The organism is Micromonospora sp. HUAS YX12 (assembly GCF_040215685.1).
Lineage (GTDB): Bacteria > Actinomycetota > Actinomycetes > Mycobacteriales > Micromonosporaceae > Micromonospora > Micromonospora tulbaghiae.
Map to the genome: position 1 here is coordinate 6,261,395 of NZ_CP157974.1, position 24,319 is coordinate 6,285,713.

At 68.9% G+C, this 24,319-nt stretch carries 25 protein-coding genes, 5 pseudogenes and 1 riboswitch; of the genes and pseudogenes, 19 read left to right on the forward strand and 11 right to left on the reverse strand.

Annotated elements, in window-relative coordinates; translation table 11 throughout:
- Positions 1 to 17 precede the first annotated feature (17 nt).
- The 3 genes from ABIH81_RS29670 to ABIH81_RS29680 are packed head-to-tail and all read left to right on the forward strand — an operon-like array spanning position 18 to position 3,501.
- Positions 18 to 935, forward strand: a complete 918-nt coding sequence (locus ABIH81_RS29670) for a sugar ABC transporter permease (RefSeq protein ID WP_349878166.1) — start codon at positions 18 to 20, stop codon at positions 933 to 935.
- Entirely contained in the window at positions 932 to 1,756 is an 825-nt protein-coding gene (locus tag ABIH81_RS29675) for a carbohydrate ABC transporter permease (RefSeq protein ID WP_349878167.1), read from the forward strand. Before ABIH81_RS29670 ends, ABIH81_RS29675 begins: the two co-directional genes overlap by 4 nt.
- A 32-nt stretch (positions 1,757 to 1,788) precedes the next feature.
- Positions 1,789 to 3,501, forward strand: coding sequence for a trehalase family glycosidase (locus ABIH81_RS29680; RefSeq protein ID WP_349878168.1), 1,713 nt, complete (start codon positions 1,789 to 1,791; stop codon positions 3,499 to 3,501).
- Positions 3,502 to 3,510: 9 nt separating this feature from the next.
- Here the strand turns inward: ABIH81_RS29680 and ABIH81_RS29685 are convergent, their stop codons facing one another.
- Positions 3,511 to 4,524, reverse strand: coding sequence for a LacI family DNA-binding transcriptional regulator (locus ABIH81_RS29685; RefSeq protein WP_349878169.1), 1,014 nt, complete (start codon positions 4,522 to 4,524; stop codon positions 3,511 to 3,513).
- Between the two features lie 201 nt (positions 4,525 to 4,725).
- On the opposite strand from ABIH81_RS29685, the pseudogene ABIH81_RS29690 reads away from it, so the two are divergent.
- A pseudogene (locus ABIH81_RS29690) lies at positions 4,726 to 5,049 on the forward strand (transposase); the annotation flags it as partial.
- 71 nt (positions 5,050 to 5,120) lie between these two features.
- Here the strand turns inward: ABIH81_RS29690 and ABIH81_RS29695 are convergent.
- Positions 5,121 to 5,966, reverse strand: a complete 846-nt coding sequence (locus ABIH81_RS29695) for a class I SAM-dependent methyltransferase (protein ID WP_349878170.1) — start codon at positions 5,964 to 5,966, stop codon at positions 5,121 to 5,123.
- Between the two features lie 604 nt (positions 5,967 to 6,570).
- A riboswitch (SAM riboswitch) is annotated at positions 6,571 to 6,686 on the forward strand.
- Positions 6,687 to 6,698: 12 nt separating this feature from the next.
- Between ABIH81_RS29695 and ABIH81_RS29700 the strand changes: the two genes are divergently transcribed.
- Together ABIH81_RS29700 and ABIH81_RS29705 are read left to right on the forward strand one after the other, a co-directional pair.
- The gene (locus ABIH81_RS29700) at positions 6,699 to 7,358 is read left to right on the forward strand and encodes a GNAT family protein (protein WP_349878171.1); all 660 of its coding nucleotides are present in this window, start codon (positions 6,699 to 6,701) and stop codon (positions 7,356 to 7,358) included.
- Between the two features lie 253 nt (positions 7,359 to 7,611).
- Positions 7,612 to 7,770: pseudogene (locus ABIH81_RS29705) on the forward strand (IS701 family transposase); the annotation flags it as partial.
- 559 nt (positions 7,771 to 8,329) lie between these two features.
- On the opposite strand, the gene ABIH81_RS29710 reads toward ABIH81_RS29705, so the two are convergent.
- Genes ABIH81_RS29710 through ABIH81_RS29720 form a run of 3 tightly spaced genes read right to left on the reverse strand, consistent with a single transcriptional unit; the run spans position 8,330 to position 8,903 of the window.
- Positions 8,330 to 8,503 (reverse strand): hypothetical protein, encoded by a 174-nt coding sequence (locus tag ABIH81_RS29710; protein WP_199496078.1) that lies wholly within the window; start codon positions 8,501 to 8,503, stop codon positions 8,330 to 8,332.
- Complete coding sequence (locus ABIH81_RS29715) at positions 8,500 to 8,718, reverse strand: flavin reductase (protein WP_113973357.1); 219 nt, start codon at positions 8,716 to 8,718, stop codon at positions 8,500 to 8,502. Before ABIH81_RS29715 ends, ABIH81_RS29710 begins: the two co-directional genes overlap by 4 nt.
- The gene (locus ABIH81_RS29720; protein ID WP_349878172.1) at positions 8,715 to 8,903 is read right to left on the reverse strand and encodes a hypothetical protein; all 189 of its coding nucleotides are present in this window, start codon (positions 8,901 to 8,903) and stop codon (positions 8,715 to 8,717) included. The genes ABIH81_RS29715 and ABIH81_RS29720 overlap by 4 nt, the downstream gene beginning before the upstream one ends.
- A 258-nt stretch (positions 8,904 to 9,161) precedes the next feature.
- Between ABIH81_RS29720 and ABIH81_RS29725 the strand changes: the two genes are divergently transcribed.
- Together ABIH81_RS29725 and ABIH81_RS29730 are read left to right on the forward strand one after the other, a co-directional pair.
- Complete coding sequence (locus ABIH81_RS29725) at positions 9,162 to 9,377, forward strand: GntR family transcriptional regulator (protein WP_230688735.1); 216 nt, start codon at positions 9,162 to 9,164, stop codon at positions 9,375 to 9,377.
- A gap of 228 nt (positions 9,378 to 9,605) precedes the next feature.
- Complete coding sequence (locus ABIH81_RS29730; RefSeq protein WP_349878173.1) at positions 9,606 to 10,061, forward strand: hypothetical protein; 456 nt, start codon at positions 9,606 to 9,608, stop codon at positions 10,059 to 10,061.
- Positions 10,062 to 10,390: 329 nt separating this feature from the next.
- Here the strand turns inward: ABIH81_RS29730 and ABIH81_RS29735 are convergent, their stop codons facing one another.
- The gene (locus tag ABIH81_RS29735; protein ID WP_349881282.1) at positions 10,391 to 10,957 is read right to left on the reverse strand and encodes a hypothetical protein; all 567 of its coding nucleotides are present in this window, start codon (positions 10,955 to 10,957) and stop codon (positions 10,391 to 10,393) included.
- A gap of 31 nt (positions 10,958 to 10,988) precedes the next feature.
- Between ABIH81_RS29735 and ABIH81_RS29740 the strand changes: the two are divergent.
- Positions 10,989 to 11,155 (forward strand): annotated as a pseudogene (locus tag ABIH81_RS29740) (IS701 family transposase); the annotation flags it as partial.
- Positions 11,156 to 11,237: 82 nt separating this feature from the next.
- Here ABIH81_RS29740 and ABIH81_RS29745 read toward each other — a convergent pair.
- A pseudogene (locus ABIH81_RS29745) lies at positions 11,238 to 11,381 on the reverse strand (IS5/IS1182 family transposase); the annotation flags it as partial.
- Positions 11,382 to 11,846: 465 nt separating this feature from the next.
- Positions 11,847 to 12,467 (reverse strand): polymorphic toxin-type HINT domain-containing protein, encoded by a 621-nt coding sequence (locus ABIH81_RS29750; protein ID WP_349878174.1) that lies wholly within the window; start codon positions 12,465 to 12,467, stop codon positions 11,847 to 11,849.
- A 136-nt stretch (positions 12,468 to 12,603) separates the two neighbouring features.
- Between ABIH81_RS29750 and ABIH81_RS29755 the strand changes: the two genes are divergently transcribed.
- The 5 genes from ABIH81_RS29755 to ABIH81_RS29775 all read left to right on the forward strand — a co-directional run bounded on the left by ABIH81_RS29755 (position 12,604) and on the right by ABIH81_RS29775 (position 16,658).
- Entirely contained in the window at positions 12,604 to 13,764 is a 1,161-nt protein-coding gene (locus tag ABIH81_RS29755) for an ISAs1 family transposase (protein ID WP_349881112.1), read from the forward strand.
- A 434-nt stretch (positions 13,765 to 14,198) separates the two neighbouring features.
- On the forward strand, positions 14,199 to 15,023 hold the full coding sequence (locus ABIH81_RS29760) for a transposase family protein (RefSeq protein ID WP_349881014.1): 825 nt from the start codon (positions 14,199 to 14,201) through the stop codon (positions 15,021 to 15,023).
- Between the two features lie 173 nt (positions 15,024 to 15,196).
- Entirely contained in the window at positions 15,197 to 15,403 is a 207-nt protein-coding gene (locus tag ABIH81_RS29765; protein WP_230650299.1) for a hypothetical protein, read from the forward strand.
- Positions 15,404 to 15,671: 268 nt separating this feature from the next.
- Entirely contained in the window at positions 15,672 to 16,322 is a 651-nt protein-coding gene (locus ABIH81_RS29770; RefSeq protein WP_064447279.1) for a rod shape-determining protein, read from the forward strand.
- Positions 16,323 to 16,391: 69 nt separating this feature from the next.
- Positions 16,392 to 16,658 (forward strand): hypothetical protein, encoded by a 267-nt coding sequence (locus ABIH81_RS29775; RefSeq protein WP_030274987.1) that lies wholly within the window; start codon positions 16,392 to 16,394, stop codon positions 16,656 to 16,658.
- A 73-nt stretch (positions 16,659 to 16,731) separates the two neighbouring features.
- Here ABIH81_RS29775 and ABIH81_RS29780 read toward each other — a convergent pair whose 3' ends face one another.
- Positions 16,732 to 16,902 (reverse strand): TraR/DksA C4-type zinc finger protein, encoded by a 171-nt coding sequence (locus tag ABIH81_RS29780; protein WP_230650302.1) that lies wholly within the window; start codon positions 16,900 to 16,902, stop codon positions 16,732 to 16,734.
- 493 nt (positions 16,903 to 17,395) lie between these two features.
- The gene (locus ABIH81_RS29785) at positions 17,396 to 18,616 is read right to left on the reverse strand and encodes an FAD-dependent oxidoreductase (protein ID WP_218128569.1); all 1,221 of its coding nucleotides are present in this window, start codon (positions 18,614 to 18,616) and stop codon (positions 17,396 to 17,398) included.
- A 434-nt stretch (positions 18,617 to 19,050) separates the two neighbouring features.
- Here ABIH81_RS29785 and ABIH81_RS29790 point away from each other — a divergent pair.
- Positions 19,051 to 19,320 (forward strand): annotated as a pseudogene (locus ABIH81_RS29790) (transposase family protein); the annotation flags it as partial.
- A gap of 125 nt (positions 19,321 to 19,445) precedes the next feature.
- On the opposite strand, the gene ABIH81_RS29795 reads toward ABIH81_RS29790, so the two are convergent.
- Complete coding sequence (locus ABIH81_RS29795; protein WP_082931039.1) at positions 19,446 to 19,748, reverse strand: nucleotidyltransferase family protein; 303 nt, start codon at positions 19,746 to 19,748, stop codon at positions 19,446 to 19,448.
- Positions 19,749 to 19,954: 206 nt separating this feature from the next.
- Between ABIH81_RS29795 and ABIH81_RS29800 the strand changes: the two genes are divergently transcribed.
- The 4 genes from ABIH81_RS29800 (at position 19,955) to ABIH81_RS29815 (ending at position 24,212) form a co-directional block, all read left to right on the forward strand.
- A complete protein-coding gene (locus ABIH81_RS29800) occupies positions 19,955 to 20,965 on the forward strand; it encodes a mechanosensitive ion channel domain-containing protein (RefSeq protein WP_349878175.1) in 1,011 nt (336 codons plus the stop codon).
- A gap of 93 nt (positions 20,966 to 21,058) precedes the next feature.
- On the forward strand, positions 21,059 to 22,429 hold the full coding sequence (locus ABIH81_RS29805) for a cytochrome ubiquinol oxidase subunit I (RefSeq protein WP_091331579.1): 1,371 nt from the start codon (positions 21,059 to 21,061) through the stop codon (positions 22,427 to 22,429).
- Entirely contained in the window at positions 22,426 to 23,445 is a 1,020-nt protein-coding gene (locus ABIH81_RS29810) for a cytochrome d ubiquinol oxidase subunit II (protein WP_030275000.1), read from the forward strand. The genes ABIH81_RS29805 and ABIH81_RS29810 overlap by 4 nt, the downstream gene beginning before the upstream one ends.
- Positions 23,442 to 24,212 (forward strand): hypothetical protein, encoded by a 771-nt coding sequence (locus ABIH81_RS29815; protein WP_349878176.1) that lies wholly within the window; start codon positions 23,442 to 23,444, stop codon positions 24,210 to 24,212. The genes ABIH81_RS29810 and ABIH81_RS29815 overlap by 4 nt, the downstream gene beginning before the upstream one ends.
- Positions 24,213 to 24,319 lie beyond the last annotated feature (107 nt).

Below are 24,319 nucleotides of genomic sequence, written 5' to 3' on the forward strand. Positions count from 1 at the left end.
CGCGCCGCACCGACACCATGCTCCCGACGACACGGACCCCCGCCGGGGTACGGGACCGGTCCGGCCGGTGGATCGGCTGGGGCTTCCTGGCACCCGTGACCGTCTACCTGGCCGCCTTCTACGCCTACCCGCTCTACCGCAACGTCGAGCTGAGCCTGCGGGAGTACACCGTCCGCTCGTTCGTGCAGGGCGGCGCCCCCTTCGCCGGCCTGGACAACTATCGGACGGTGCTGACCGATCCAGCCTTCGGGTCGACGCTGACGCACACACTGGTCTTCACCGGGGCGTCGCTCGCCTTCCAGTTCACCATCGGCATGGCCCTGGCGCTCTTCTTCCACCAGCACTTCCCGTTGTCGCGCACGCTGCGGGCGCTCTTCCTCGTCCCGTGGCTGCTGCCGTTGATCGTCTCGGCGTCGACCTGGTCGTGGCTGCTCAACAGCGACTCGGGGTTGGTCAACTCCGCGCTCGCGGTGGTCGGCGTCGACCCGGTCAACTGGCTCACCTCGCCGGGCTGGTCGCTCACCTCGGTGATCATCGCGAACATCTGGATCGGCATCCCGTTCAACCTGGTGGTGCTCTACAGCGGCCTGCAGGCGATCCCGGCCGAGGTGTACGAGGCGTCCGCCCTCGACGGTGCGACGGGGTGGCAACGGTTCTGGGCGATCACCTTCCCGTTGCTGCGCCCCGTCTCCGCGATCACGCTGCTGCTGGGGTTGATCTACACGCTGAAGGTCTTCGACATCATCTGGATCATGACCCGCGGGGGACCCACCGGCTCGTCCGCGACGCTCGCCACCTGGTCGTACCGACTCGGCTTCGGCAATCTGCTGCCCGAGTTCGGGCCGGGCGCGGCCGTCGGGAACCTGCTCATCGTGATGGCCCTGATCGCCGGGCTCGTCTACATCCGGATCGAGCGGAGGCAGCAACTACGATGACCACCCCTCCCCCGCGGGCCTGGTGGAAGACCGGCGTCGCTCTGGTGCTGACCGGGCTGATGCTCTTCCCCGTCTACTGGATGATCAATGTGTCGTTCACCCGGGACCAGGACATGCGGGCCACTCCCCCGCACCTGTTCCCCGCCAACGGCACCCTGGACGGCTACCGTGCGGTGCTCGACCAGCAACTGCCCTACCTCGGCACCAGCTTCCTGGTCGGCCTCGGCACTGTCGCACTGACCGTGGCGCTGGCCGCTCCGGCCGGATACGCGCTGGCGAAGCTCCGGCCGCCCGGCGGCCCGGCCCTGAGCTTCGTGCTGCTGATCGCCCAGATGATCCCCGGCATCATCATGGCGATGGGCTTCTACGCCATCTACCTCACCCTCGGCGTGCTGAACACACTGCCCGGTCTGATCCTGGCCGACACCACCCTCGCGGTACCGTTCGCCGTCCTGATCTTCACGGCCTTCATGTCGGGCATCCCCGACGAACTGCTCCAGGCCGCCGTGGTCGACGGCGCCGGCCGGCTGCGGACCTTCTGGTCGGTCGTCCTGCCGGTCAGCCGCAACTCGATCGTCACGGTGTCGCTGTTCGCGTTCCTGTGGTCCTGGTCGGACTTCATCTTCGCCTCGACCCTCACCGGCGGCGGCGACCACCAGCCGATCACCCTCGGCATCTACCACTACATCGGCAACAACAACCAGCAGTGGAACGCCATCATGGCCACCGCTGTCGTCGCCTCCGTCCCCGCCGCCGTGCTGCTGGTCCTGGCCCAGCGCTACGTCTCGACGGGCGTGACCGCCGGCGCCGTCAAGGACTGACCACCCGCACCACAGAAAGGCACCTGCCACCCATGACCGTCGCCCCGTCCGGTCCGGAGTTCCCCATCCAGGACATCCCCTTCAGCTACCGGGGGTCCTGGTTCAACCTCTCCCCGGTGGTAGCCGAGAAGACGTACGCCGACGATCTGCACCTGGTCTCCCACCAGAACGGACTGCACCCCGTCCTCCGCCTCGCCCCCACGGTGGCCGGCACCACAGTGGTCGCCACCCCCGCGCTGCTGACCTGGCGCAGCGGCACCGACCGGATCGAGGCCGTCTACGCCGGCCCGGACGCGCTGCGGATCAGGGGGCGCGGGCTCGGTCTGCGGGTGGCCGCGGCGGCGGGCACCCTGACCCCGTTCAGCGGCACCTACCTGTACCTCGATCCGGTCGACGGGTCACACGTGTTCACCTCGTACGAGACCGGTCGCCGATACCGGATCACGGTGCTATCCGGGGCCCTGCGCCGCACCGACGGCGTGCAGGCGCTGGGCACCGCCGACCGGTCGGTGGACCTCCCCGCCGACCGGCCGTGGGAGATCGCGGTCGAGGAGTACGCGACAGCCCGCCGCCGGTACGACGGGTCCGTCCCGTTCGAGCGGCTGCACCTCGACCGGACGACGGAGTTCAGCGCGTTCGTCGACGCGATCGCCCCGTGGCGTGGCCCGGACACGCAGGCCGCCGAACTGGCCGCGTACGTGCTGTGGTCGGCGACCGTCTCCCCGGCGGGCTTCGTCGGCCGCCCCGCCGTCCTGATGTCCAAGCACTGGATGGACAAGGTGTGGAGCTGGGACCACTGCTTCAACGCGATCGCCCTGGCCGCCGGCGAGCCGGAGCTGGCCTGGCACCAGTTCCAGCTGCCCTTCGACCACCAGGACGAGGCCGGCGCGCTACCAGACTCGATCACTCACTCCGAGGTCCTGCACAACTTCGTCAAGCCCCCCATCCACGGCTGGGCGCTGCGCCACCTGCGTCGCCGCCTCCCCCAGCCGCCGGACCGGGCGGCGCTGGCCCAGACGTACGACCGGCTGGCCCGCTGGACCCGGTTCTGGCTCGACGCGCGCCGCGCGCCCGGTCAGGACCTGCCCCACTACCAGCACGGCAACGACAGCGGCTGGGACAACGCGACCACCTTCGACGGCCACCGGGTGCTCCAGACGGCCGACCTCGCCGCGTTCCTGGTCTCGCAACTGCGCTGCCTGGCCGACCTCGCCGCCGAGCTGGGTGAGAGCGCCGAGCAGTGGTCCCGGGAGGCCGACCGGATCTGCGCGGCCATGCTCGACGACCTCTGGGACGGCGAACGGTTCCTGGCCCGCAGCCCGCACACCGGTCACCGGCGGGCGAGCCGCAGCCTGCTCGACCTGATGCCCGTCGCACTCGGCGCGGACCTGCCCGCGCCGGTCGCCGCCGCCCTGGCGCGCGGTGTCGAGGCGCACCTGACCACGCACGGCCTGGCCACCGAGCCGACAAACTCGGCCCACTACGCCGCCGACGGCTACTGGCGTGGCCCGATCTGGGCACCCTCCACCGTCCTGGTCGAGGACGGCCTCCGGCGGGCCGGGCAGACCAGGATGGCCGACGACATCAGTCGGCGGTTCCTCGCGCTGTGCGAGAAGTCCGGGTTCGCGGAGAACTTCGACGCCGAGACCGGTGCCGGCCTCCGGGACCGCGCGTACACCTGGACGGCGAGCAGCTACCTCATCCTGGCCGCCGCTCAGGAGCAGCGGCGCGGCACCGGCGGGTAGGCCGGACGCTCAGCGCACCGGCACCGGGCCGGTGCTGGACCGCAACGAGATGGGCGGCGTGTAGAGGCGGTGTCGTGGCACGGCACCGCGCTCGGCGATGGTCTCCAGCAGCAGCGTCACCGCCTCGGCCCCCATCTCGACCATCGGCACGTCGGCGGCGGTCAGCGGCGGGCGGAAGTCCTCCGCCCAGTGCTGGGCGGCGACGCCGGTGACCGAGAAGTCGCCCGGCACGGACATCCCGGCGCTGGTCAACGCTCGCTGCATGCCGGGTAGGGCGGCCTCGTTGATGGTCGCCACCGCAGTGACGTCCGGATGGGTGGCGAGCAACTGTTCCACGCACGCCTCGCCGGCTGCGGTGTCGTCGCCGCAGCAGACCTCCACGCCGGTCAGGCCCCGCTCGGCCACGGCGGCCCGGAAACCGGCGAGCGCCCGGTGGCTGGGGCCGTAGCCCGCCGCCACCAGTTCGGCGGAGCGGTTGACCAGCGCCACCTGCCGGTGCCCCAGGTCGGCCAGGTGGTGCACGCACCTGGCGATCAGGCCGGCGTAGTCGATGTCGATCCAGCTCATGCCGTGCGGATCGGCCGTCCGGCCGATCGTGACGAACGGCAGACCGGCCTTGGACAGCCGGGTCACCCGGTCGTCCTCCAGTCGGATCTCCATCAGGATCACGCCGTCGACCCGGCGCCCGGTGACGATCCGCTCGAACGACCGGTCGTGGTCACCACCGGAGGGGGACAGCAGCACGTCGAGGTCGTGCCGGGCGGCCGCCTCGACGACACTGGCGACGAAGCCCAGCTGCATGTCGGTCAGCCGCTGACTCGCCGGCGGGATCACCAGACCGAGGGTGCGGGTACGGCCCTCCTTCAACGCGCGGGCGCTGGCGTTCGGCCGGTAGTCCAGCTCGTCGATGACGGCCTGGATCCGCTGCCGGGTCGCCTCCGACACGGCCCGTTTCCCGCTCAGCACGTACGACACGGTGCTGCGCGACACTCCCGCCCGGCGGGCGATCTCGCCGATGTTCACAGCTCGCCCCCCGAATGGACTCCTGCCCCGACACGGGGGCCACCAGGCTCTGCCGACGAGCATATCCGCAGCGAGCTCGCCACCTGTCGACCCGGTGCGGGCCCCTCAGCGGGTGGCCGGTGGCGTGGAGGCCGGTCGGCCAGCCCCGCCGGAACGCTTGAGCATGACGGCTGCGCCGACGACGAAGACGCCGGCCCGCCAATCTCAGTCAGCCACCTAGCCGAACGGCCCTGCTCCCAAACTGCTCCCAAACTAAGGGGCAATCCACGGCACCCGGGACGCAAGCGGATCCCGGACCGGCAGGTGCTGTGCGGGATCTTGTTCGTGCTGCACACCGGCATCCAGTGGGAGTTCCTGCCCCAACAACTGGGGTTCGGGTCGGGGATGACCTGTTGGCGACGCCTCGAGGAATGGAACCGGGCCGGGGTGTCGCAGCGGCTGCACGAGCTGTTGTTGGCTGAACTCCAGGCCGCCGGGAAGCTGGACTGGTCCCGTGCTGTGATCGACTCCTCACATGTCCGGGCCGCCAGACGCGGCCCTGCATCATCGTCCGGCGTCTCCTTCCCCGGTACTGGTGGAACATGACGTCGTCAGGCTTACCTGCCCGGCTGAAGCGTCGCGTCCGCTTCTGTGGAGGTGGGGGAGACGGTGTCGGTGGACGCGGTGACCAGGAGGTAGTCGGACGTCAGCACGAATCGGTCGGTGTCGACGGCACCGTGCCGGTCGACGAAGGCGCGTAGGTCAGCCACGAGGTCGTTCCATCGGTGCTCGGCGTGCAGCCGGTCCCGTTCCGCCACGACGTGCCCGGCGCTGTCGACGAGCAGTGCGGTTGCCGCCTCGGCGTCCGTGAAGTCGAGGTGTAACCGGTGGGAAACGGCCGACGTCACGTGCAGACCGGCGGACGCCAGGATCGCGTCGATCGCCTCCGGGTCGCCCCACCGGCTCGGCGGTCCGCTGCCGGCCGGTGGCGTGGGCAGATAGTCCCCCACGACCCGGCCCATCGCGGGCAGCAATGTGCCCGGCATCCAGGCGGCGAGCACGAGCCGGGCTCCGGGAGCGCAGATCCGAGCCAGCTCGCGCGCCGCCGCAGCGTGGTCGGCGGCGTACATGACGCCGAAGACCGAGAGCACCACGTCGGCGCAGCCGTCCGGCAGGGGTAGGGATGTCGCCTCACCGAGCAGCCAGTCGATCGCGAGCGCCGACTCGGTGGCGCGCCGCTCGGCCAAGCTCAGCATGACCGGTTCGAAGTCCACACCGGTCGTTCGGGCGCCGCGCGACGCGGCGAGCACGGCCGCGTTGCCGGTGCCGGTGGCGATGTCGACGACGCGGTCGCTTGGGCGGATCGCCGCCGCGGCCACCGCCGCCTCGGCGACCGGCATCAACCGGCGAGCCATCGACGAGTAGTTGCCGATTCCCCAGGTCGTCGCTGGATTACTGTCCATTCCACGCCTCCCCGTTGAAGGAAGGCGCCCTTGGACCCGTGACCGTCGGGTGAGCGTAGCGGACACCTGTCCGTTGCAGCGCCTCTCACCCGCGCAATCGCGACATTACTATGAATCTTCGGACATCGGAAGCATGCAGGCGCCCCTCGACTGGCTGCAGACCAACTTCTACAAGACCGAGCCGGAACTCGGCCATTGCCTGCGCCTGCCCCAAGTTCATCACCACACCGCAGTACATCCCCCGGCTACAGGAACGCCTGCACACCGAGGAACAACCTCATCGCCGACGCCACCGAACGCGGCTGGGCCCGCGAAGTCGAACGACACCGCTGCACCACCGACCGCATCCGCCGCCTCCTCGACGAACTCAGCCCCGCCGCACCAGCCAACTCACGCAACGGCAACAAGGCAGCTGCACACGAAGAGTGACGATCTGTGCAGAGGGCTCCGCGCGTTGTCAGCGGCATGAGCGGGCACCTGATCTTGCGTTCCTTTGTTCTCCATCGACCGCTGCATTTCCTGATACGACCAGTCACAGGTGCTCCGTTGTCGTTCTACATCGGAGGGAACACCCCGGCGCACACGGATTGCTAGAGTGCCGGCAGGTCACGAGTGCCAGCGCGAAGCCCCGGCTCGCTGGCCGGCAACCCTCCGTTCGTGGATGGGGTGCCCCGGGTGATGACCGGGCCCGGTGCGCGGTGCGCCGGGCAATCCGCGAACGGAGGACCATTTGTGTCATTCACCACGACGTTGACGGCTCCGGTCCTGGAGGGTGACCTCGTCTGTCTGCAGCCGCTGGACCATCGGCACGCCGCCGACTTGGCCGTGGCGGCCGAGGAGGACCGCACCTCGTACCGATACACCTGGGTGCCGACCGCTGCGGAGGTGAGCGACTACATCGACGCGCAGCTGGCACGGGCCGCAGCCGGGACGCTGGCGCCGTACGCCCTGGTGGCGAAGGCGACGGGGCGGGCGGTCGGTGCCACCGCGTACTGGGATCCGCGGCTGCGGCCGGGCCGCAACGAACTGTGCGCGGTCGAGGTGGGATTCACCTGGCTCGCCGCGTCGGCGCAGGGCGCCGGGCTCAACACCGAGGCGAAGTTCCTGCTCTTCGCCCACGCGTTCGAGCACTGGCGGGTCGTCCGTGTCGACCTCAAGACCGACGCCCGCAACAACCGCTCTCGGGCGGCGATCGAGCGTGTGGGGGCGCGGTTTGAGGGCGTACTACGCTGCTGGTCGCGGTCTTGGGCGCCGGGTGAGGACGGGCTGCTCCGGGACTCCGCCATGTATTCGATCGTCGCCTCGGAATGGCCGGCCTGCCGGGCCCGGTTGCAGGCCCTGTTGGCGAGGGCCAGGAACGGCAACGCCAAGGTGGAGCCGATTCAGGGGTGAGCAGGCCGCACGCGGGTACGTCCGGTCGGGCTTACGAGCGTGGCCAGGTCGGCGTAGACGACGTCGAAGCCGCGTCGCCGGAGGGCGGCGATGTTCTCCACGAACAGCAGCGGCGGTCGAAGGACACGAACGGCGTCGGCGACGGCACTCCACAGGCTGGAGTGCGCTCCGGTGATGCCGACGCGTTTGCCGGCGTTGTAAATGTCCAGGGGAAACCGGCGGTGAGGACGTCGACCGGTTCGACTCGCGCCCAGTCGACCACGACTACCGCGAGTTGAAGACCGGCCTCGGCCTGGACCACTTCGAAGGCCGCTCCTGGATCGGCTGGCACCGCCACGTCACCCTCGTCACCGCCGCGCACCTGTTCATCACCGAACTACGCCTGGACCCAAAAGCGGCTGCGCCGGCCTGACCCTCTACAAGGTCCTCCGCGAGCTGCAACGACTCCTCGCGACCTGGACCGGCGCCTGTCTCACCTGCCACCAACCCGTGAAACCGCTACATCGCAATAAGCGCCACAGAACCGAACAAAGTACTACTAGTCGTCGCTTAACGCGAGCAGGGCCGGCTGGGTAGGAGACAGTGAACGGTCGGTTGGACATCGGCACCCGTGGTCGACCGAGTGCGCCGCCGGAACGTCGTCGACGGGATCGATGAGCACGTTGCTGGGCCATGGAGGATTGCCACGTTCCCCGAGGTGGGGATCGGAGCCCGGTGCCGCTGCTCCCAATCTGCTCCCAATTTAAGGGGCAACATGGCGATAGCCCGTTACCTGTGGCTCCGGTGACGGGCTCGCCACCTGTATATATTCATGGTGGGCGATACTGGGATCGAACCACCAATCTCCAAGGTGTGAACTGTCGGCGAGCCGGTCGGATCAGGCTCGATGCGAGGTCAGACGGCCCGTTAGCGCGCTGCTCGGTCTGGTTTGGCTGGCACGGTTGCTGTACTTCGCTGCTGTACTGCTGGCATCAGATCAGGCGTTGGATGCGGACCTTTGGGCGCTCGTTTCTGAGGTGGCCTTGCTTGTGCTGGCGGACCTGCTCCTCCCAGACCTCCTGGTCGTAGTCCGGGTCCGGCGGGGTCCACTTGTGTGAGCCGTCGCTGTAGTGGAACTTCTCGTCGCCGGGTCGAAGGATGCTCATCGGGTCCAGCCCAGGAAGCGGTGGTGCAGGTGGCCGGCGGGAACGTGGGCCAGGTCCTGGGCGGCGTCGACGAGCTGGGCAGCCAGGTAGAGGGCCAGCGACACAGGGGCGCGATCGTATTCGGCTCGCAGTTCGCGTCGCCGGGTCTGGCATGGCCAGTCTCCCGCACAGCCGCCGCAGGTCCAGGCAGGTTTGATCGGGTGGTGGGTGGTCATCGCGGGCCGTCCTGGCTGGGCCAGTGGCCGCGGTTGATCGGGATGCGGTGGCGGCTTCGGCAGGGCAGGCTGCTTCCGCAGCGGCAGACGTGCCGCCAGTGCCGCCATGACCAGACGGGCCGATGACGGCGGGCGAGGGTGAGCGCCACCGCCAGGACGTACTCCTCGTACGAGACGCGCTTCATCGGCTCGCCGGAGCCGTCGGGGGCGACTCTTCGCCGCGTCAGAGGATCGGAAGGGAGCACTGCCGCCTCCTCGTGCCGCAGGTGTCCGGGGGCGTGGATGCCCGATCACGGGGGATGCGCCGGGCACCCACGCCGGTGAGGACGGCCCACAGCGCCAACCGAGGGAATCGACCTCCTCGGCAACCTCCCATAGGTACCGTTGGGTAGTCAAGGGCTGACGTAGGTGGTCTACTCGTGTTGCCAACCGAGGGGAACACCGTGCCACCGCGTTACCGCTACGAGCAGATTGCCGACGACCTCGCCGAGCGCATCGCCTCCGGCGAGTTCCCGCCGGGCTCCAAGCTGCCCAGCCGTCGAGAGTTGATCGAGCACTACGGCGTTACCGAGCCGGTAATCGACCGCGCCATGCAGGTGCTACGGATCAAGGGGATGACCGAGACGCTGCCCGGCGTGGGCGTCTTCGTCGCCGAGTAATCGCCCAAGGTCAGCCAGCCGCCTGGACCCCTCGCTTGTAAGTTCTGGGCGCGTCGACCGGCGGGGTCCGTCCGCGTCCCTGACCTCGGGCACCTGTCCGGCACCGTTCGGGAGAGCGTGGCTCCGTTCGCGCCAGTTGCTGTCACCGTTGCTGTCGACAGATGAGCCCTAAACGCATCGGGCGCAGCAGGGACTGCACCGGAAGGGCGCGACTGCCATGATCATGCCGTGGGACTTCTCTGCGATTACTTCTCGGCCGCCTCTGATGATGCAGCCGCCGCCGTGATCGATGTCCTTGGCGGTCCGCGTGCCGCCTCAGATACCGGATCCGAGGTTGTCGAGCTGAAGGGTATCGAGCCCTTCGTGGTGCTGGGGAAGCTGGAGGAGTTGCTGACCGGCCTCGACTACGACTCGGTAACAGAGAACCTGAGGTGGGGTCACGCCGTCGCTGTTCGTCATGACGGCGAGCTACTTGTCGTCTCGCTAACGGATGAGGTCCAGGCGGCGCTGGCTACCGCGTCGGAAGCCGAGCTGCGTGGAGTGGCGTTGCCGTGGTCGCAGATCGAGGAGTTCTGGGGGCAGGGAGAGCCCTCAGACCTGGCAGAGATTCTGATCGAGCTGGCAGCCTTGGCACGTCTAGCGACAGCACGTCACGAACGCCTGTACTGCTGGGTCTCCGTCTGACACGTATGCCCCCGGTTCTCGTCGCGCGAAACCGTCAGACGTTGAAGCGGAACTTAGACGTGCACTCGCATCACCTGCGCCGTCCTGCTCGACGCGCTGGCCATGCTCCGTCGTAGCCTTGAAGTGACCCCCTGAGACCGGACAGTGTTCGCTGCCTCGGCGTCACGCATCCCGCAGCTCCCAGACCGCTTCCCGAGGGCATAATTCTGCCAGCTCACGGAGCTGGCTGCGGGCGCGTCCAGCGATGACTGGACGGGCCTCATTGGGGGGAGCCGTCGCAGTGATGATTCGCAACCGACGATGTCCACCCGTGAGGGCGTCGGGTTACGTCACCAGTGGCTGGCTACAACGCCGGTGCGACCGCCGAGGGCACCGCGGATGTCTGCGGTGAAAGCCGGTGAGAGCGGCGGCCAGTTGTAGAACGTCACAGCGGGAGCTCCGATCAGGACGCCGAACTGCCCGCCCCAGTCCCCCACCAACCCGCTCCAGCCACACTGATCGCACCCGAACACTGGCTCCCGGCCGGCGGTCAACCACTCGTGCAGCCAGTCGCCGTAGGACTCGGTGTAGGCCATCGGAGCGCCGGCCGAACAGTGAGGGCATCGCGGCGGCTCATCGTTCTCCACCGGATGGTAGGCATCGCGGTCGCCGCAGATGTCGACGCCGTTGTTGGCCGTATCGAGGAAGCCGTCAAACCAGTCGACCAGCTCGACCATTGCGCTGCGCGCTCCGGGACCGGGCTTCCATTCGCTTGGCTGCCACAAAGCATCACGACGGTCGCTGTGCAGAATCACCCCGCGGGCAAGCAGAAGGTCCCGCACACCAGCGATGGCCTCCTCCCGTTCCGCGGACGAAGCGCTGTCCAGCCGAACAATTGTCAGGCTGTGCTCACTCACCGATGATCTCCTTGAAGGGCTCCCCGCCTCGCGCGAGTATTGGTGGGCGCGGTTGCCGGTGTGCATCGGCTGGCAGCCGGACGCGGGCACTGGCTACTCGCCCGGCGCAGCATCAGCACCGGCGAGATCGCCTACTACGTCTGCTACGGACCACGCCGTACACGCCTGCTCGACCTCGCCCGCATCGCCGGGCCACGACATGTTCACCCAGCAACCCCTTGACGATCACGACGACCCGCGCCGCAAGCTAATTTTCGTAGGGGTCCCAGTGGGCGGTGTAGCGCAGGTAAGCGAGGGTGAGCAGGGCTTGCCGGCCCGGGTGGAGACGCCGCCACGGCGATCGATGCTGGCGGCGGCGAAAACGGTCGGCGAGGTAGCTCAGGGTTCGACTGGACGGCGGGATCGTGGCGGGGTAAGAAAGCACGGCGAGGCCCCCGGGCAGGCGTCAGATATTGGTCGACCGCTGTCTGACCTGGAGCCTCGCCCTCGTCGATCTCCGAGTTCCCGGCACCCACCGTGACCAGTACGATCACGACGAAAGACGGCTTATCAACCCTTGGATTCTGCAGCGCCCTGAGCAGCCCGGTCACCTTCAGGAGTGTTCGCCAACCAGCAGCCTGCACCGAGTGGCTCCCATCCCAGTTCATCGCACTGCCGAATCACCTGACTCGTCAGTTGACCGCAATTTCCCTTCCACGGCTCGAATCCGTCCTCAGTAATATTTCCGGGAATCATTAAACCACTGTCGACCAGGGCGCGAACTAGACCCACGGCCGCATCGCGCAGAGTGACGCCCTCGTCTGAGGCGGAGTCTCGCGCCTCGCCGATCACCCTGTCAATGGGCACCCAATCGTCCAGACCTTCGGTCAGTATCTCCTGAATGGCCGATTCACGGCTCCTCGACATGAACCTTTAGACCCTTCGAGTTAGGCGGGAAGATATCAATCGTAGCACCGCCCGATCGAGAGGCTCCACGCCATTGGATTACGGTTCCGTCGGCCCGTCGGTAGACCTCGGGAATTTTCGGCCCACGAGCCGGAAGCTGCTCGGCACCATTAGTCATCTGACCGAACACGTCACGCAGTTCCTCCTCGCTACCGACAGTTCTGACATGTGGCTGCTTGCCGGTCGGCAGGTTATCGAAACTGCCCCTCCAGCAGCCGTCGGTGTTGTGTACAAGTACCGGCGTGTTGCCGGCCAGCACATAGTACGTATGAAAATTGGCTACTGTGAGGTTGTACGCCGCCTTCGTCCCGAGGCTTGCACCAAGCCCTCGAACAACTACCCGCTTACCGTCATTGGCGAGAAGAGCATCACCCGCGTCAAGTTCCTCGGCGGACTGCCATATGCGTTCGCCAGCATTCCAGAACGGGTGCTCGCTGGTCGTCGCTACCGATCCACCGGCGACGGCTAAGAGGCGCAGCTCGTCATCGTGGATCCAGAGGTTCGTGATGCTTTCGGCACCGCTTTCCCCCAGGGCTTCTGCAAGGTTGAGATATGACCGGATCACCGGGCTTGGGGTAGTCACGCCGGTTGTGGCTGTTACATGAGGTAGAGCGCGGCCTTCGGCTGATCATTCAGGTGTCTAGGCCAAACGATCGAACTCGAGGACCGCGCTCGTGGAGCCATCATCGTTGATCGGCGGGCTGTCCGCACGCCTGCACCGCGTGTCGGATGATCCATACCATCACGCCGCCGGGCTGTTGCAGGCCCTGGCCCAGGTACCGGACCCGCGTGACCCGCGTGGCCGCATCCATCCACTGCCCAGCCTGCTCGCGGTCGCGGTGAGCGCGGTGGCGGCCGGGCAGCGGTCGGTGTCGGCGATCGGTGAGTGGGCGGCCGACCTGCCCGTGCCGGTGCTGGCCCGGTTGCAGGTCGCTCGGGACCGGTTCACCAGCGCCTATCTGGTGCCGGACGCATCCACGATCGGGCGGGTCCTGGCGCGCGTCGACGCCGACGCTCTGGACACGGCGATCAGCCGGTGGCTGATCAGCCGGACAGCCGTCACGCCGGCAGCGGCGCGTCGGGCCATCGCTGTGGACGGCAAGACGTTACGCGGTAGCGGCCGCCCCGGCGGTCAGGTCCACCTGCTCGCTGCGCTGGACCAGCACACCGGCACGGTGCTCGCCCAGACCGGCGTCGACGGCAAGACCAACGAAATCACCCGATTCCAGCCACTGCTGGACGGCCTCGACCTGACCGGCGCCGTGATCACCGCGGACGCCCTGCACACCCAGCGCGAGCACGCCCGCTGGCTGACCGAGACCAAACACGCCGCGTACCTGTTCACCGCGAAGAAGAACCAGCCGCGGCTGTACCGGCAACTCAAGGCCTTACCCTGGGCCAAGATCCCGGTCCAGGACGAAACCAGCAGCCACGGCCACGGCCGCCGCGACATCCGAGCGCTGCAAGCCGTCACCTGCCTCGGACCCCTCGCGATCGACTTCCCGCACGCCAGCCAGGCCCTACGAATCCGCCGACGCCGCTACAACCAGGCCACCGGACGGTGGTCCACCGTCACCGTCTACGCCATCACCAGCCTCAACGCAGCCCAAGCCCGACCCGCCGACCTGGCCGACTGGCTACGAGGACACTGGCTCATCGAGGCCCTGCACCACATCCGTGACGTCACCTTCGGCGAGGACGCCAGCCAGGTTCGCACCGGCAACGCCCCGCAAGCCATGGCCGCCCTCCGCAACACCGTCATCAGCCTGCTCCGACTGACCGGCGTCACCAACATCGCCAAAGCCCTACGCCACAACAGTCGAAACCCGGACCGACCGCTACAGCTACTCGGAATCACCTGAAACGGCCAAACCCCTACCTTGCAGAAGCCCTGCGCTTTCCCCGGTTTCCGGGCCGGCTACAGCAACTAGGTCCCCGACCCGCAGGTCTTTCATCTTCTTTTTGGTGCCGTCAGCGAGCAGGACTTCGGTGTCGCCGGAGAAACTGCACGCTCCGCCAGAGGCGCTTCGGCGTCCACCAAGAGCCGGTGATCCACCAGATCCGCCGCCCCCCGACCCCGCCGCCTTCGCACTCGGTCGAAGTCCGATCGCTCCGGGCATGCCCGGAAGGTCATCCAGTGAGCTGATCTCAGCAACGCGAATGTGTTGATTGGTGCGACACGGATGAAGGCGCTCAGACCGGACAGCGCTGGAAGTGGACGTGAGGTCCTCGGTAGGTAGTTCTCACCACAAGATCACCCACACGGTGAGGACCCCACGTGATCGCATATCGTGCCATGGTCGACGTCCCGAGGGAACTCGTGCAGTACCTCGGCCGGCTGCTCGCCGCGGAACGCCGAGCCAAGGGGACACGGCGCGGCACCCGCGCGTTGACCTGCTTCTACCAGGCACTGCTGGTGCTGGTCTGGTTCCGCAAGGCCGAGGACATCACCCTGCTCGGTGCCGGGTTCGGCATCTCCCGGGCGACCGCGTACCGCTACCGCGACGAGGGCATCGCCGTGCTCGCCGCGCAGGCGCAGGACCTGCACACCGCGCTGCGCCGAGTCGCCGACGACGGCTGGTCCCATGTGATCCTCGACGGCAAGCTGTTCGACTGCGACCGGCTCACCGAGACCACCCTGTCGGTCAAGGGCGAGACCATCGACGCCTGGTACTCCGGAAAGCACCGAGACTTCGGCGCGAACATCCAAGCGATCATCCGTCCGGACGGACTGCCGATCTGGACATCGACGGCGATGCCCGGGCACCTGCACGACACCAGCTGTGCCCGCGAACTTGGGGTGACCGCTGCGCTGAACTGGTCCGCCGCCGAACTGGACCTGCCCGCCCTGGCCGACTCCGGCTACGAAAGCGCAGGTCATGGCATCAAGACTCCGGTCAAGCAGCCTGCTGACGGCAGCCGTCTCGCACCCGACAACCGCGCCTACAACCGGCTGCTGCGCGGGCTGCGCTGGCAAGGCGAACGCGGCTTCGCCATCCTGATCGGACGCTGGAAAACGCTACGCCACACCACCGCCAGCCCACGCCGGATCGGCGACATCGTCGCAGCCGCGCTGCACCTGACTCATTTCGAATACAAATACCTACCGCAAAGTCGCTGAGATTACTTCAGTGAAAGCGGTCGGATCCGGCGCAACTTCGTCGCGCTCGTTGCCGATGCCCGGCAACCGGCCCGCGGTCACTGGCTGCGGTGCGGGCCGGATGACCGAGACCTCGGTCGACCGCTTGAGTGCTGTCGTGGCCCTTCCTGTTCTGGACGGCTATGGTGGCCGACATGGATGACGGGCGCGGCTTCGGGGGCGTCGGCCGGCGAGTTGCGGTGCCGACGTTGCTCGTCTGGGCTGTGCTGGTGTTGGTCGTGTCCACCGCCCGGGACATCGGGTTGTGCATCGTCTTCCGGCTGACCCGCCGTGCGGTCCCGGGCTGTGTACCGGCGTGGTCGGCGGACCGGGCCCCGCCGACGTGGACGCTCACCGCCTGAAGCCGCCCGTTGCGCGGCGTCGGACACGACGCTGCCCCTTGGCTGGGAGCACCATGCCACCCTTCATTCATGACTTTCGCTTCTGCATGCCCATTGACCTGCCGGCGACGTCGCTTCCCTTCGTTAGCCCTCGACACCTGGTCCCCGACGTACCCGGGTGGACGACATGCTGACCGCCGGCGCCTACGCTCGTCCGGGCGTACAGTCGTGCCTTGCCCTTGACCTCGGAACGTCCACCGTCCGGCTGTGGACGCCGCAGGCTGGAACGGTGATCACTGAACCGACGGTGCTCTGCCGCCCCAGCACCGACCGGCACGTGGCCGGACGAGCCGCGCTGACCGCTCAGACCCGCGGTGTGACCGCCACGTGGCCGGTGCGCAACGGCGTGGTGCGCGACTTCTTCGCCTGCGTGCACCTGCTCCGGTTGCTGACCGCCGATCTCCGCCTACCTTCCGACACCGCCTATCCCGTACTGGTCGGTGTGCCGGCGACCGCGACCCTGCGCCAGCGCAACGTGCTTGTCGCCGCGGTCCGCCGTGCCGTCGGTGGACGGGTCAATGCAGTGGAGGAGCCACTCGCGGCTGCTCTGGCCTGCCGTCCTGACCCGGGCGGTGACGTGGTCGTGGTGGACATCGGATCCGGACGTACCGAAGTGGCACGCATCTGTGACCGCAGCATCGTCGCGGCGGAGCGTGTCGATGACGCCGGATCCGTCGACCGGATCCCGGCGATCGCCGACTGTGTGCGCCGTCTCGACCGTCCGCGGGGTGGTCAGCGGCGGCTGCTGCTCACCGGTGGTGGTGCGACCGCCGCCGGAGCCGCCGCGAGGTTGGCCGCGCTGACCGGCCGCTCCATCACGATGCCCGCCGAACCGCCGCTGGCCACGCTCACCGGCCTGCGCCGGCTACTCACGAGCTGACGTGGGCCGGTCCCGCATCCGTATCCACTTCCCGGCCGCGGTTGCGGTCGTCTTCTTCCGGAGTTTGTCATGGACGTCGAATTCACACCGCTGCCGGGCATCGGAGAGTGCCACGCATTCACCACCGTCACCGGTCATCGGGTCGGCGTTGTCACCCACTACGCCGGCGGTCGACGCGAGCTGATCCACGGCGTCAGCGACGATCCCGATGCCACCTGCAGCCTGACCCTCTCGCGTAGCGAGGCGATCGCGTTGGCGGGACTGCTGGGCATCCTGGACGTCATCGACGTGGATGTCACAACCACTCGGCAGCCCCGCCATCCGGCTGCCGGGTGACGGGGCTGAGTGCTGCCATGATCAGCGGCCGCGCCGGCGACGAGGCCGGCGCGGCCGCTGCCGCGGCATTCCGTCAACCCTTGTGTTTCTGCTGGAAGGGGACGCAGAACCGGGTATGCGGTAGCACTTCGAGCCGTTCGGCGGGGATGAGGCCGCCGCATTTTTCGCAGCGGCCGTAGCTGCCCTCGGCGATGCGTCGCAGCGCACCGGTGATCTGTTCGAGGTTGTGCCGGGTGGCCGTCACCAGTGCCGCCCGGTTGTGTGCTTCGCCGGGGTCGCCGGTGTCGGCCGAGATCTCCGTCAGTTCCTTGAGCCGGTCGTCTGGGCGGCGAAGTCCTCGCTCAGCGACGCACGGAGGCCGGCGAGCCAGCCTGATCGGATACTTCGATGTCGACGCTCATGTACCGCTTTTTGGTCGGGAGGCCGAAAGTGCTTCGGGAAGCAAGAGGGCGGAAGCTCGAACGGCTTCGCCCTGGCGATCGGTGGGTGTCGTGAACTACCTCGCTCGCCGTGGGTCTCGACCCGACGGCTGCGGGCTGCGTTGCCCAGTCGCCGTCCTGCTCGAGGAGCAACCGTCGGAAACTGCGGCGATCGGCCGCGGGGCCGTGAGATGGACAGCTTTGAACGCCGCCAACGCAGTGACGGTGTGCGAGCGAGAGCTCGCCACCAGCATCGGACCACCTTGAATTGATCGTTCCGGACGTTCGGCAGGGGCTTCGGCAGCGCTGACGCACCCGCTAGCGCAGCGGGTCGAACGGCGCCAGCTCCGCGGGCACCTCACCCTTGAGCACCGCTTGGGCCACCAACTGTCCGGTGATCGGCCCCAGGACGATGCCCCACATGCCATGGCCACCGGCGACGAACACCCGCGGCGCGGCGGTCGCGCCGATCAACGGCAGGCCGTCAGGAGTGCACGGCCGGGAACCGACCCACTCGTCGCGACGGTCATCAAGGTTCACCCCGTTGAGCAACGGCCGCACCGCGTCGACGACGGCGGTGATGCGTCGCGGGTCCAACTCGTCGGCGGGCCGGCGGAACTCCATCATCCCGGCTACCCGCAACCGGCTGCCCAACGGAGTACAGGCGACCCGCTGCGCCGGGAAGTACAGCGGGCCGGCGGGCATCCGTTCGACAGGCACGCTGAAGCTGTAGCCGCGCCCGGCCTGCACCGGGCGACGTACGCCGAAGCGTGCCGCCAGCTCACCGAAGGCCGCTCCGGTGGCGATGACCACAGCGTCATGGCGGCGCTGCTGCCCGAATGGGCCGGTGACGCGGACGTCCGTGGTTGCCGGCTGCAGACCGGTCACCTCGCTGTTGTCGAGGATGCGGCCGCCGCGGGCCCGGACCGCATCCGCCAGCGACGGGATGAACTCGGAAGGGTTCAGGTACCGCTGCCCGAAAATCTGGACGGCGGCACCGACCCGGTCGCTCAGAACGGGCTCCATCGATCGGACCACCTGTCCGGTCACCGGGCGGAAGGTGACGTCCTGACCGGCGTCGCCCATCTGTTCCAGCTCGTCCAGCAGCCCACGGCTGTCACGCTCGCGGGCGAAGCAGGCCAGGAAGGGTTCCGCCGGCGTCGTCACGGCGCTCACACCGCCGGCCGCGAGGGCATCGAAGGCATCCAGGCAGCGCTCGTTGAGGGGGACGTAGGCGGCCATGCCCCGTCGCCACCGCCGGGCGGTGCTGTAGAACACGAACGACAGCAGGAAACGCCACAGGTCACGGTCGGCCCGCAGCGGCAGGTACACCGGGGATCGGGCGCTGAGCACCGCGCGTAGACCGTAACGCAGCACCGCAGGTTCCGGCAGTGGGGCGGTCAGCCCCGGGGTCAGCCAGCCGGCGTTGCCCCACGACGAGCCGGCGCCAGCGTGATGACGCTCGTAGACCGTCACCCGTGCGCCGGCTTCCTGCAGGAACCAGGCCGTGGACAAGCCGACCATGCCCGCTCCGATCACCGCGACGTCACACGGTGAGCCGCGCACGAACGCGGGAGTGCCTGTCACGCCGAGCTCGTCAGACATACCACTCCTCTGCTGCGCTGTGCCGTCTCGACAGCCGTTGGGTAGCTGGGCGCGCCATCCGGGCCTGCTTTCCGGCCATGATCGCCTGGTCACCGCATACCGGGCCAGGGCTGTGGCCGGTCAGCTGATGCGTCACACCTTGCCGACGCTCGGAAACCATCAGGCGACGGCAGCGCGACGGCAATCTCGCCCAGCCCGGGCCCGTTGTCGCTGACCTGGCAGGTCAGCACGTCGTGGTGCTGCCACAGACGCACCTCGCCGCCGCCCCCGCCCAGACCACGCACTCCATCAACATTGGTCGATAGCTGCGGGCCTGGTCGAACAAGCGGCCGTCACCGGCGAATCATCGGGGTTAGGAGTTCTAAAAGCTGGCCGGCCGACCGGTCATGGCAGACGGCGCCTACCGCGGCAATCCTGAGGTAATCATCCCGGACCGCAAGCCCGCTGACGGCAGTGATCTGCCCGAGTGGAAGGCGGACCTGAACAAGCAGGATCGCTCGGTCCGAGCGCAGGTCGAACACGCCCTGGCCCGCATGAAATGCTTCAAGATCCTGCGCGACTACCGCCGCGCCGCCCACACATTGGCCGACACCGCATCCGGCATCGCCCACCTCCACAACATCATCCTGGCCGGCTGATCCAGGAACCGTTGCGCGGCAACGCCATCACCGAGTTACGAGACATCCTTAGACGCACTCACATGTCGCAACGGGGCACCCTGCGATTAGCAGGTCGACTCGGGCAGCGGGCTTCGAGCGCCGGGTCACATCACGACGCGGACACCAGGCCAGCGTTCGGTGGGGCGGTGGCGGGCGAGTCGCCGCCGGGAGATCTCCGCGCTGGCCCTGGCCGGGTTGCGCCGCCACACCCCATCGAGCAGATCGTCGGGGCCGTGGGGCGCGCATACCGTGATCTGGTCATGCGCGTCGAGGCGTACGGCCACGGCGGTGGCGTACTCGGGCCAGGTGGCAATGGCATCGGCGACGGTCCGCAACGGCGCCACCGGACCTCCGCCGAACTTGGCCGGGTACCAGGTGTGCACCGCGGCCTGGTTTTTGCCTCCCACGGCGGATTCGGCTAGCGCGGATGATCACGGGCGACCTCCTCGCCACCCGAGCCCCGGGCGGCGGCGCCGCGTGCCGCGGCCGCCGGGGGACTTCGGCCGGTCGCGATGTACGCCCGGCGATCGGCCGTCTCGTGACACGCTGCCGTGGGGACGACCCGGACGGGAGCGGAAGTAATGACCATCGGTATCGCGGTGAACGGCAGCTGATGGGCCGAGCGGTGATCATGCTGGCCGCGGTGGCGGCGGCCGTGCTGGTGGACGTGCTCAGCGGCGTACTCGTCAACCGGATCGCCCATGGTCGCTACAAATGGCTGCTGGCGCCGCTGCGCCAGGCCTGCCGCCGCCCGATGACCGCCGTTCTGCTACTCGCTGGCCTCTACGCCGCGCTGCCGGGAGGGCCGGGCCGGTGGCTGCGCGCGGGCCGGCACGCCATCCTGTTGCTGCTGATCGGCAGCGTCGCCTTGCTGGTGGTCAGGGCGCTGCACGTCGCCGAGATCGTGGCGTTCAGCCGGCTGCCGGCCGGGGGGAGGGCCGACCGTCGGATCCGCCGCGCCCGCACCCAGATCCGGCCGGTGCGACGGTTGACCTCGACGGCGGTCACGATCGTCGCGATCGGTCTGATCATGACCACCTTCGAGCCGATACGCCTGTTCGGCATCTCGGTGCTCACCTCGGCCGGTGTGATCGGCGCCGTGATCGGCCTGTCCGCCCGGACCGCGCTGGGCAACGCCTTCGCCGGCATCCAGGTCGCCTTCGCGGACGGCCTCTACATCGGTGACGTGCTCGTCATCGACGGCGAGTGGGGTCGCGTCGAGGAGGTGAAACTGACTAACGTGGTGATCCGGCTCTGGGACGACCGCCGGCTCATCCTGCCCACGACCTACTTCACCGAGCGCCCGTTCCAGAACTGGACGCGACACGAGACCCGGGTGGTCGGCAAGGTCCAGGTCCACGTCGACCACACCGCCAACCTGGACGACCTGCGCGTCGAGGCGCAGCGCCTGATCGAGGCGTCGCCGCTGTGGGACCGGCATCAGTGGGTGCTTCAGATGGTCGATGCCAACCCGCAGACCGTCGTCATCCAGATCCAGGCGTCCGCCGCCGACGGGCCGAGCGCCTGGGACCTCCGCTGCGACCTGCGCGAGGCGATGGTTCGCTACCTGCGGGAGAAGCACCCGCAGTGGCTGCCCCGCACCCGCAGCGAGTACAAGCCCTGATTCCGCGCCCGGGATGCGGCATTCGCGTTGCCGACCAGCAGCCGGGCCGTTAGACCACCATAGGGCTGACACGCAACGAAGGTGGGGAACCCGATGCTGGTTGACCTGCTCGCCCAGGACGCCGCCCCGGGAGACCTCATGGCGGCGCGGGTGCAGATGGCCCTGTCCCTGGGCTGGCACATCGTGATCGCCTCGTTCGGCGTCGGCATGCCGGCGGTCACCGTCTTCGCCGAGTGGCGCGGTCTGCGCACCGGGGACCCGACCTTCACCCGGCTGGCGCACCGCTGGGCCAAGGCGATGGGCGTGCTGTTCGCGGTCGGCGCGGTGTCGGGGACCATCCTGTCGTTCGAGATGGGGCTGCTCTGGCCCGGCCTGATGGGCCGCTTCGGCGACGTGATCGGCCTGCCGTTCGCGATGGAGGGCATCGCGTTCTTCGTCGAGGCCATCTTCGTCGGGATCTACCTGTACGCCTGGGACCGGGTGCCACCCCGGGTGCACCTGCTCTCCGGACTGCCGGTCTGTGTCGCGGGCGTGGCGTCCGCGTTCTTCGTGGTGTCGGCAAACGCCTGGATGAACCAGCCCCGCGGCTTCGACCTGGTCTCCGGCGAGGTCACCGACGTCAGGCCGTGGCAGGCGATGTTCAACCCGGCGACGCCGCCGCAGACCCTGCACATGATCGTCGCGGCGTTCATGGTGACCGGCTTCGGCATCGCCAGCGTCTACGCGGTGGCCCTGCTGCGCGGCCGCCGGGACCGCTACCACCGGCTCGGCTTCGCCATCCCGTTCACCGTCGCTGCGGTGCTCTCCCCGGTGCAGGTCGTGGTCGGCGACTGGGCGGCGCACTTCGTCGCGGAGTACCAGCCCACCAAGCTCGCCGCGATGGAGGGGCTGGCCCGCACCGAGGCCGGCGCGCCGCTCTCGCTCGGCGGCGTCTACGTCGACGGGGAACTGCGGTACGCAGTCGAGGTGCCCAACGCCCTGTCGCTGCTGGCCAGGTGGGATCCGGACGCCGTGGTCATGGGCCTGGACCAGGTGCCCGACGATCAGGAGCCACCGGTGACGGTGGTCAAGTGGGCGTTCCAGCTGATGGTGGCCATCGGCTTCGGGCTGGTAGCGCTTTCCGCCTGGTGGGCGCTTGCGTGGTGGCGGCGTCGGGGTCCGCCGCGCTCGCCGTGGTTCCTGCGGGCCGCCGCCCTGTCCGGGGTCGCCGCCGCCGTCGCGGTCGAGGCCGGCTGGGTCGTCACCGAGGTCGGGCGGCAACCCTGGATCGTGTACGGCGTGCTGCGCACCGCCGAGGCGGTAAATCCGGCGCCGGGCCTGGCCACCGGCCTGGCCCTGGTCGCCGCCGTCTACGCGGTGCTCACCGTCGCCACCGTCGCGGTTCTGTGGCGGATGGCCTGCCACCGCGACGAGCCGGTCGCTCCGCAGGAGGGCGTACCCGAACCGGTGGACAGCGGCCGATGACCGTCGTCGACGTCCTGCTCGGGGTGCTGCTGGCCGGTCTGACGCTCTACACCCTGCTCGCCGGCGCGGACTTCGGCGCCGGGATCTGGGACCTCCTCGCCGGCGGGGCGCGCCGCGGCGCAGCCCGCCGGGAACTGATCGCGCACTCGATCGGCCCGGTGTGGGAGGCCAACCACGTCTGGCTGATCCTGGTGATCACCCTGTTCTGGACCACCTTTCCGCCCGCGTTCGCCGCGTTCGCCTCCACCCTTTACATCCCGCTGACCCTGGCCGCGCTGGGCATCATCGGTCGTGGCGCGGCCTTCGCCTTCCGCAAGGCCAGTCACACCCTCACCGAGCAACGCCTCTACGGCGCCACCTTCGCGCTCTCCTCGGTGGCCACCCCGTTCTTCCTCGGCTCGATCGTCGGCGCAGTCGCCTCCGGTCGCGTCCCACCCGGCATCGCCGAGGGTGACATCTGGCGCAGCTGGCTCAATCCCACCTCCATCTACGGCGGACTGCTCGCGATCGGCGTGTGCGCGTACCTCGCCGCGGTCTACCTCATCCACGACGCGCGCCGCGCCGGTGCCGCCGACCTGGTGGCCCAGTTCCGCCGCCGCGCCCTGGTCACCGGCATAGTGGTGGGCGTCGGCGCGGCGGCCGGGCTGGCCGTCGTCGCCGCCGACGCGCCGGACCTTTTCGCCGATCTTCGGGGCCGGGCGCTCGCCTTGGTGCTGCTCTCGTTCGCCGCGGGGCTCGGGTCGCTGGTGCTGATCGCCACCGGCCGCTACCGGGCGGTGCGGGTGACCGCGGCCCTCGCGGTCGCGGCCGTCCTCTGGGCCTGGGGCGCCGCCCAGTACCCAGACCTGCTGCCGCCCGACCTGACCGTCACCGAGGCGGCCGGTGATCCCACCGTGCTCGCCACGGTGCTCGCCGTCCTCGCGGTCGGAGCGCTGCTGCTGGCGCCCTCCCTGCTCTGGCTGTTCGGCATCTTCCAGCGCTCCAAGCCGGCCGCCGGCAACCCACCGCCCCGGTGACGCTCACCCGGGCGGGCAGCCTGTGGGCGGCGCTGGCGGCGGCGGTGGCGCTGGGAGCCCTGCACCTTCTCGCGCCGGCCATCCGCCGGAGACTGCCGGTGCCCACCCACGCGGCGACGTCCCTCGGTGGCGGCATCGCCGCCGCGTACGTGTTCCGCTACCTGCTGCCGCGCCTCGCGGAGGGCAACCAGGCGGTGGCCCACGTCCTGGAGGAGGAGATCAGGCCCACCCCGGCCCGCGGATTCGTGCTGTTCCTCGTCGCGCTGGTCGGCTTCTTCACGTTCTACGCCCTGGAACGTGTCACCCACCGCTCGCAGCAGCGCCGGCAAGAGCCCACCCGGCTGGTCTTCGGGTTCCAGCTCGGCTTCTTCGCCCTGTACAGCGGCCTGATCACGTACACCCTGGCGACTAAGCTGGACGCGGGGCTCGGGCCGGCGGTGCTGTTCGCCGTCGCCATGGGGCTGCACGTGCTGGCCACCGACGGCGTCCTGGCCGAGCACTTCCCGGTCAGCCTCACCACCGGGTGGCGCCTCGTCCTGGTCGCCGGCGCCGCCGGCGGCTGGGTGACCGCGGTCGCCGTCCAGCCCACCGGCGTGCTGATGAACGTGCTCACCGCCTTCCTGGGTGGCGGGATCCTGCTCAACATTTTCGTCGACGAACTGGCCCCCGAAAGGCACTCCAGCTTCACCTGGTTCACCATCGGCCTGGCCGCCTACTCCGGCCTGCTCGCCTTCGCGACCTTCACCACCGACGTCGGCGCTGCCTGAGGACGATCACCGGCCGCCTCCAGACGGCCAGCCGGTGATGGCGGCCGGTTGTCAGCGACTGACCGTCACGTCGACCGGTCCGGCGCTCACGGTGCCGTCATTCAGTG

What these genes read in the sequence shown, in the direction of transcription:
- ABIH81_RS29670 (WP_349878166.1), top strand. Translation starts at nt 18, where the DNA reads ATGCTCCCGACGACACGGACCCCCGCCGGGGTACGGGACCGGTCCGGC.
- ABIH81_RS29675 (WP_349878167.1), top strand. Translation starts at nt 932, where the DNA reads ATGACCACCCCTCCCCCGCGGGCCTGGTGGAAGACCGGCGTCGCTCTG.
- ABIH81_RS29680 (WP_349878168.1), top strand. Translation starts at nt 1,789, where the DNA reads ATGACCGTCGCCCCGTCCGGTCCGGAGTTCCCCATCCAGGACATCCCC.
- ABIH81_RS29695 (WP_349878170.1), bottom strand. Translation starts at nt 5,966, where the DNA reads ATGGACAGTAATCCAGCGACGACCTGGGGAATCGGCAACTACTCGTCG.
- ABIH81_RS29710 (WP_199496078.1), bottom strand. Translation starts at nt 8,503, where the DNA reads ATGAGCATCCTTCGACCCGGCGACGAGAAGTTCCACTACAGCGACGGC.
- ABIH81_RS29715 (WP_113973357.1), bottom strand. Translation starts at nt 8,718, where the DNA reads ATGACCACCCACCACCCGATCAAACCTGCCTGGACCTGCGGCGGCTGT.
- ABIH81_RS29720 (WP_349878172.1), bottom strand. Translation starts at nt 8,903, where the DNA reads ATGAAGCGCGTCTCGTACGAGGAGTACGTCCTGGCGGTGGCGCTCACC.
- ABIH81_RS29760 (WP_349881014.1), top strand. Translation starts at nt 14,199, where the DNA reads ATGGTCGACGTCCCGAGGGAACTCGTGCAGTACCTCGGCCGGCTGCTC.
- ABIH81_RS29765 (WP_230650299.1), top strand. Translation starts at nt 15,197, where the DNA reads ATGGATGACGGGCGCGGCTTCGGGGGCGTCGGCCGGCGAGTTGCGGTG.
- ABIH81_RS29775 (WP_030274987.1), top strand. Translation starts at nt 16,392, where the DNA reads ATGGACGTCGAATTCACACCGCTGCCGGGCATCGGAGAGTGCCACGCA.
- ABIH81_RS29800 (WP_349878175.1), top strand. Translation starts at nt 19,955, where the DNA reads ATGGGCCGAGCGGTGATCATGCTGGCCGCGGTGGCGGCGGCCGTGCTG.
- ABIH81_RS29805 (WP_091331579.1), top strand. Translation starts at nt 21,059, where the DNA reads ATGCTGGTTGACCTGCTCGCCCAGGACGCCGCCCCGGGAGACCTCATG.
- ABIH81_RS29810 (WP_030275000.1), top strand. Translation starts at nt 22,426, where the DNA reads ATGACCGTCGTCGACGTCCTGCTCGGGGTGCTGCTGGCCGGTCTGACG.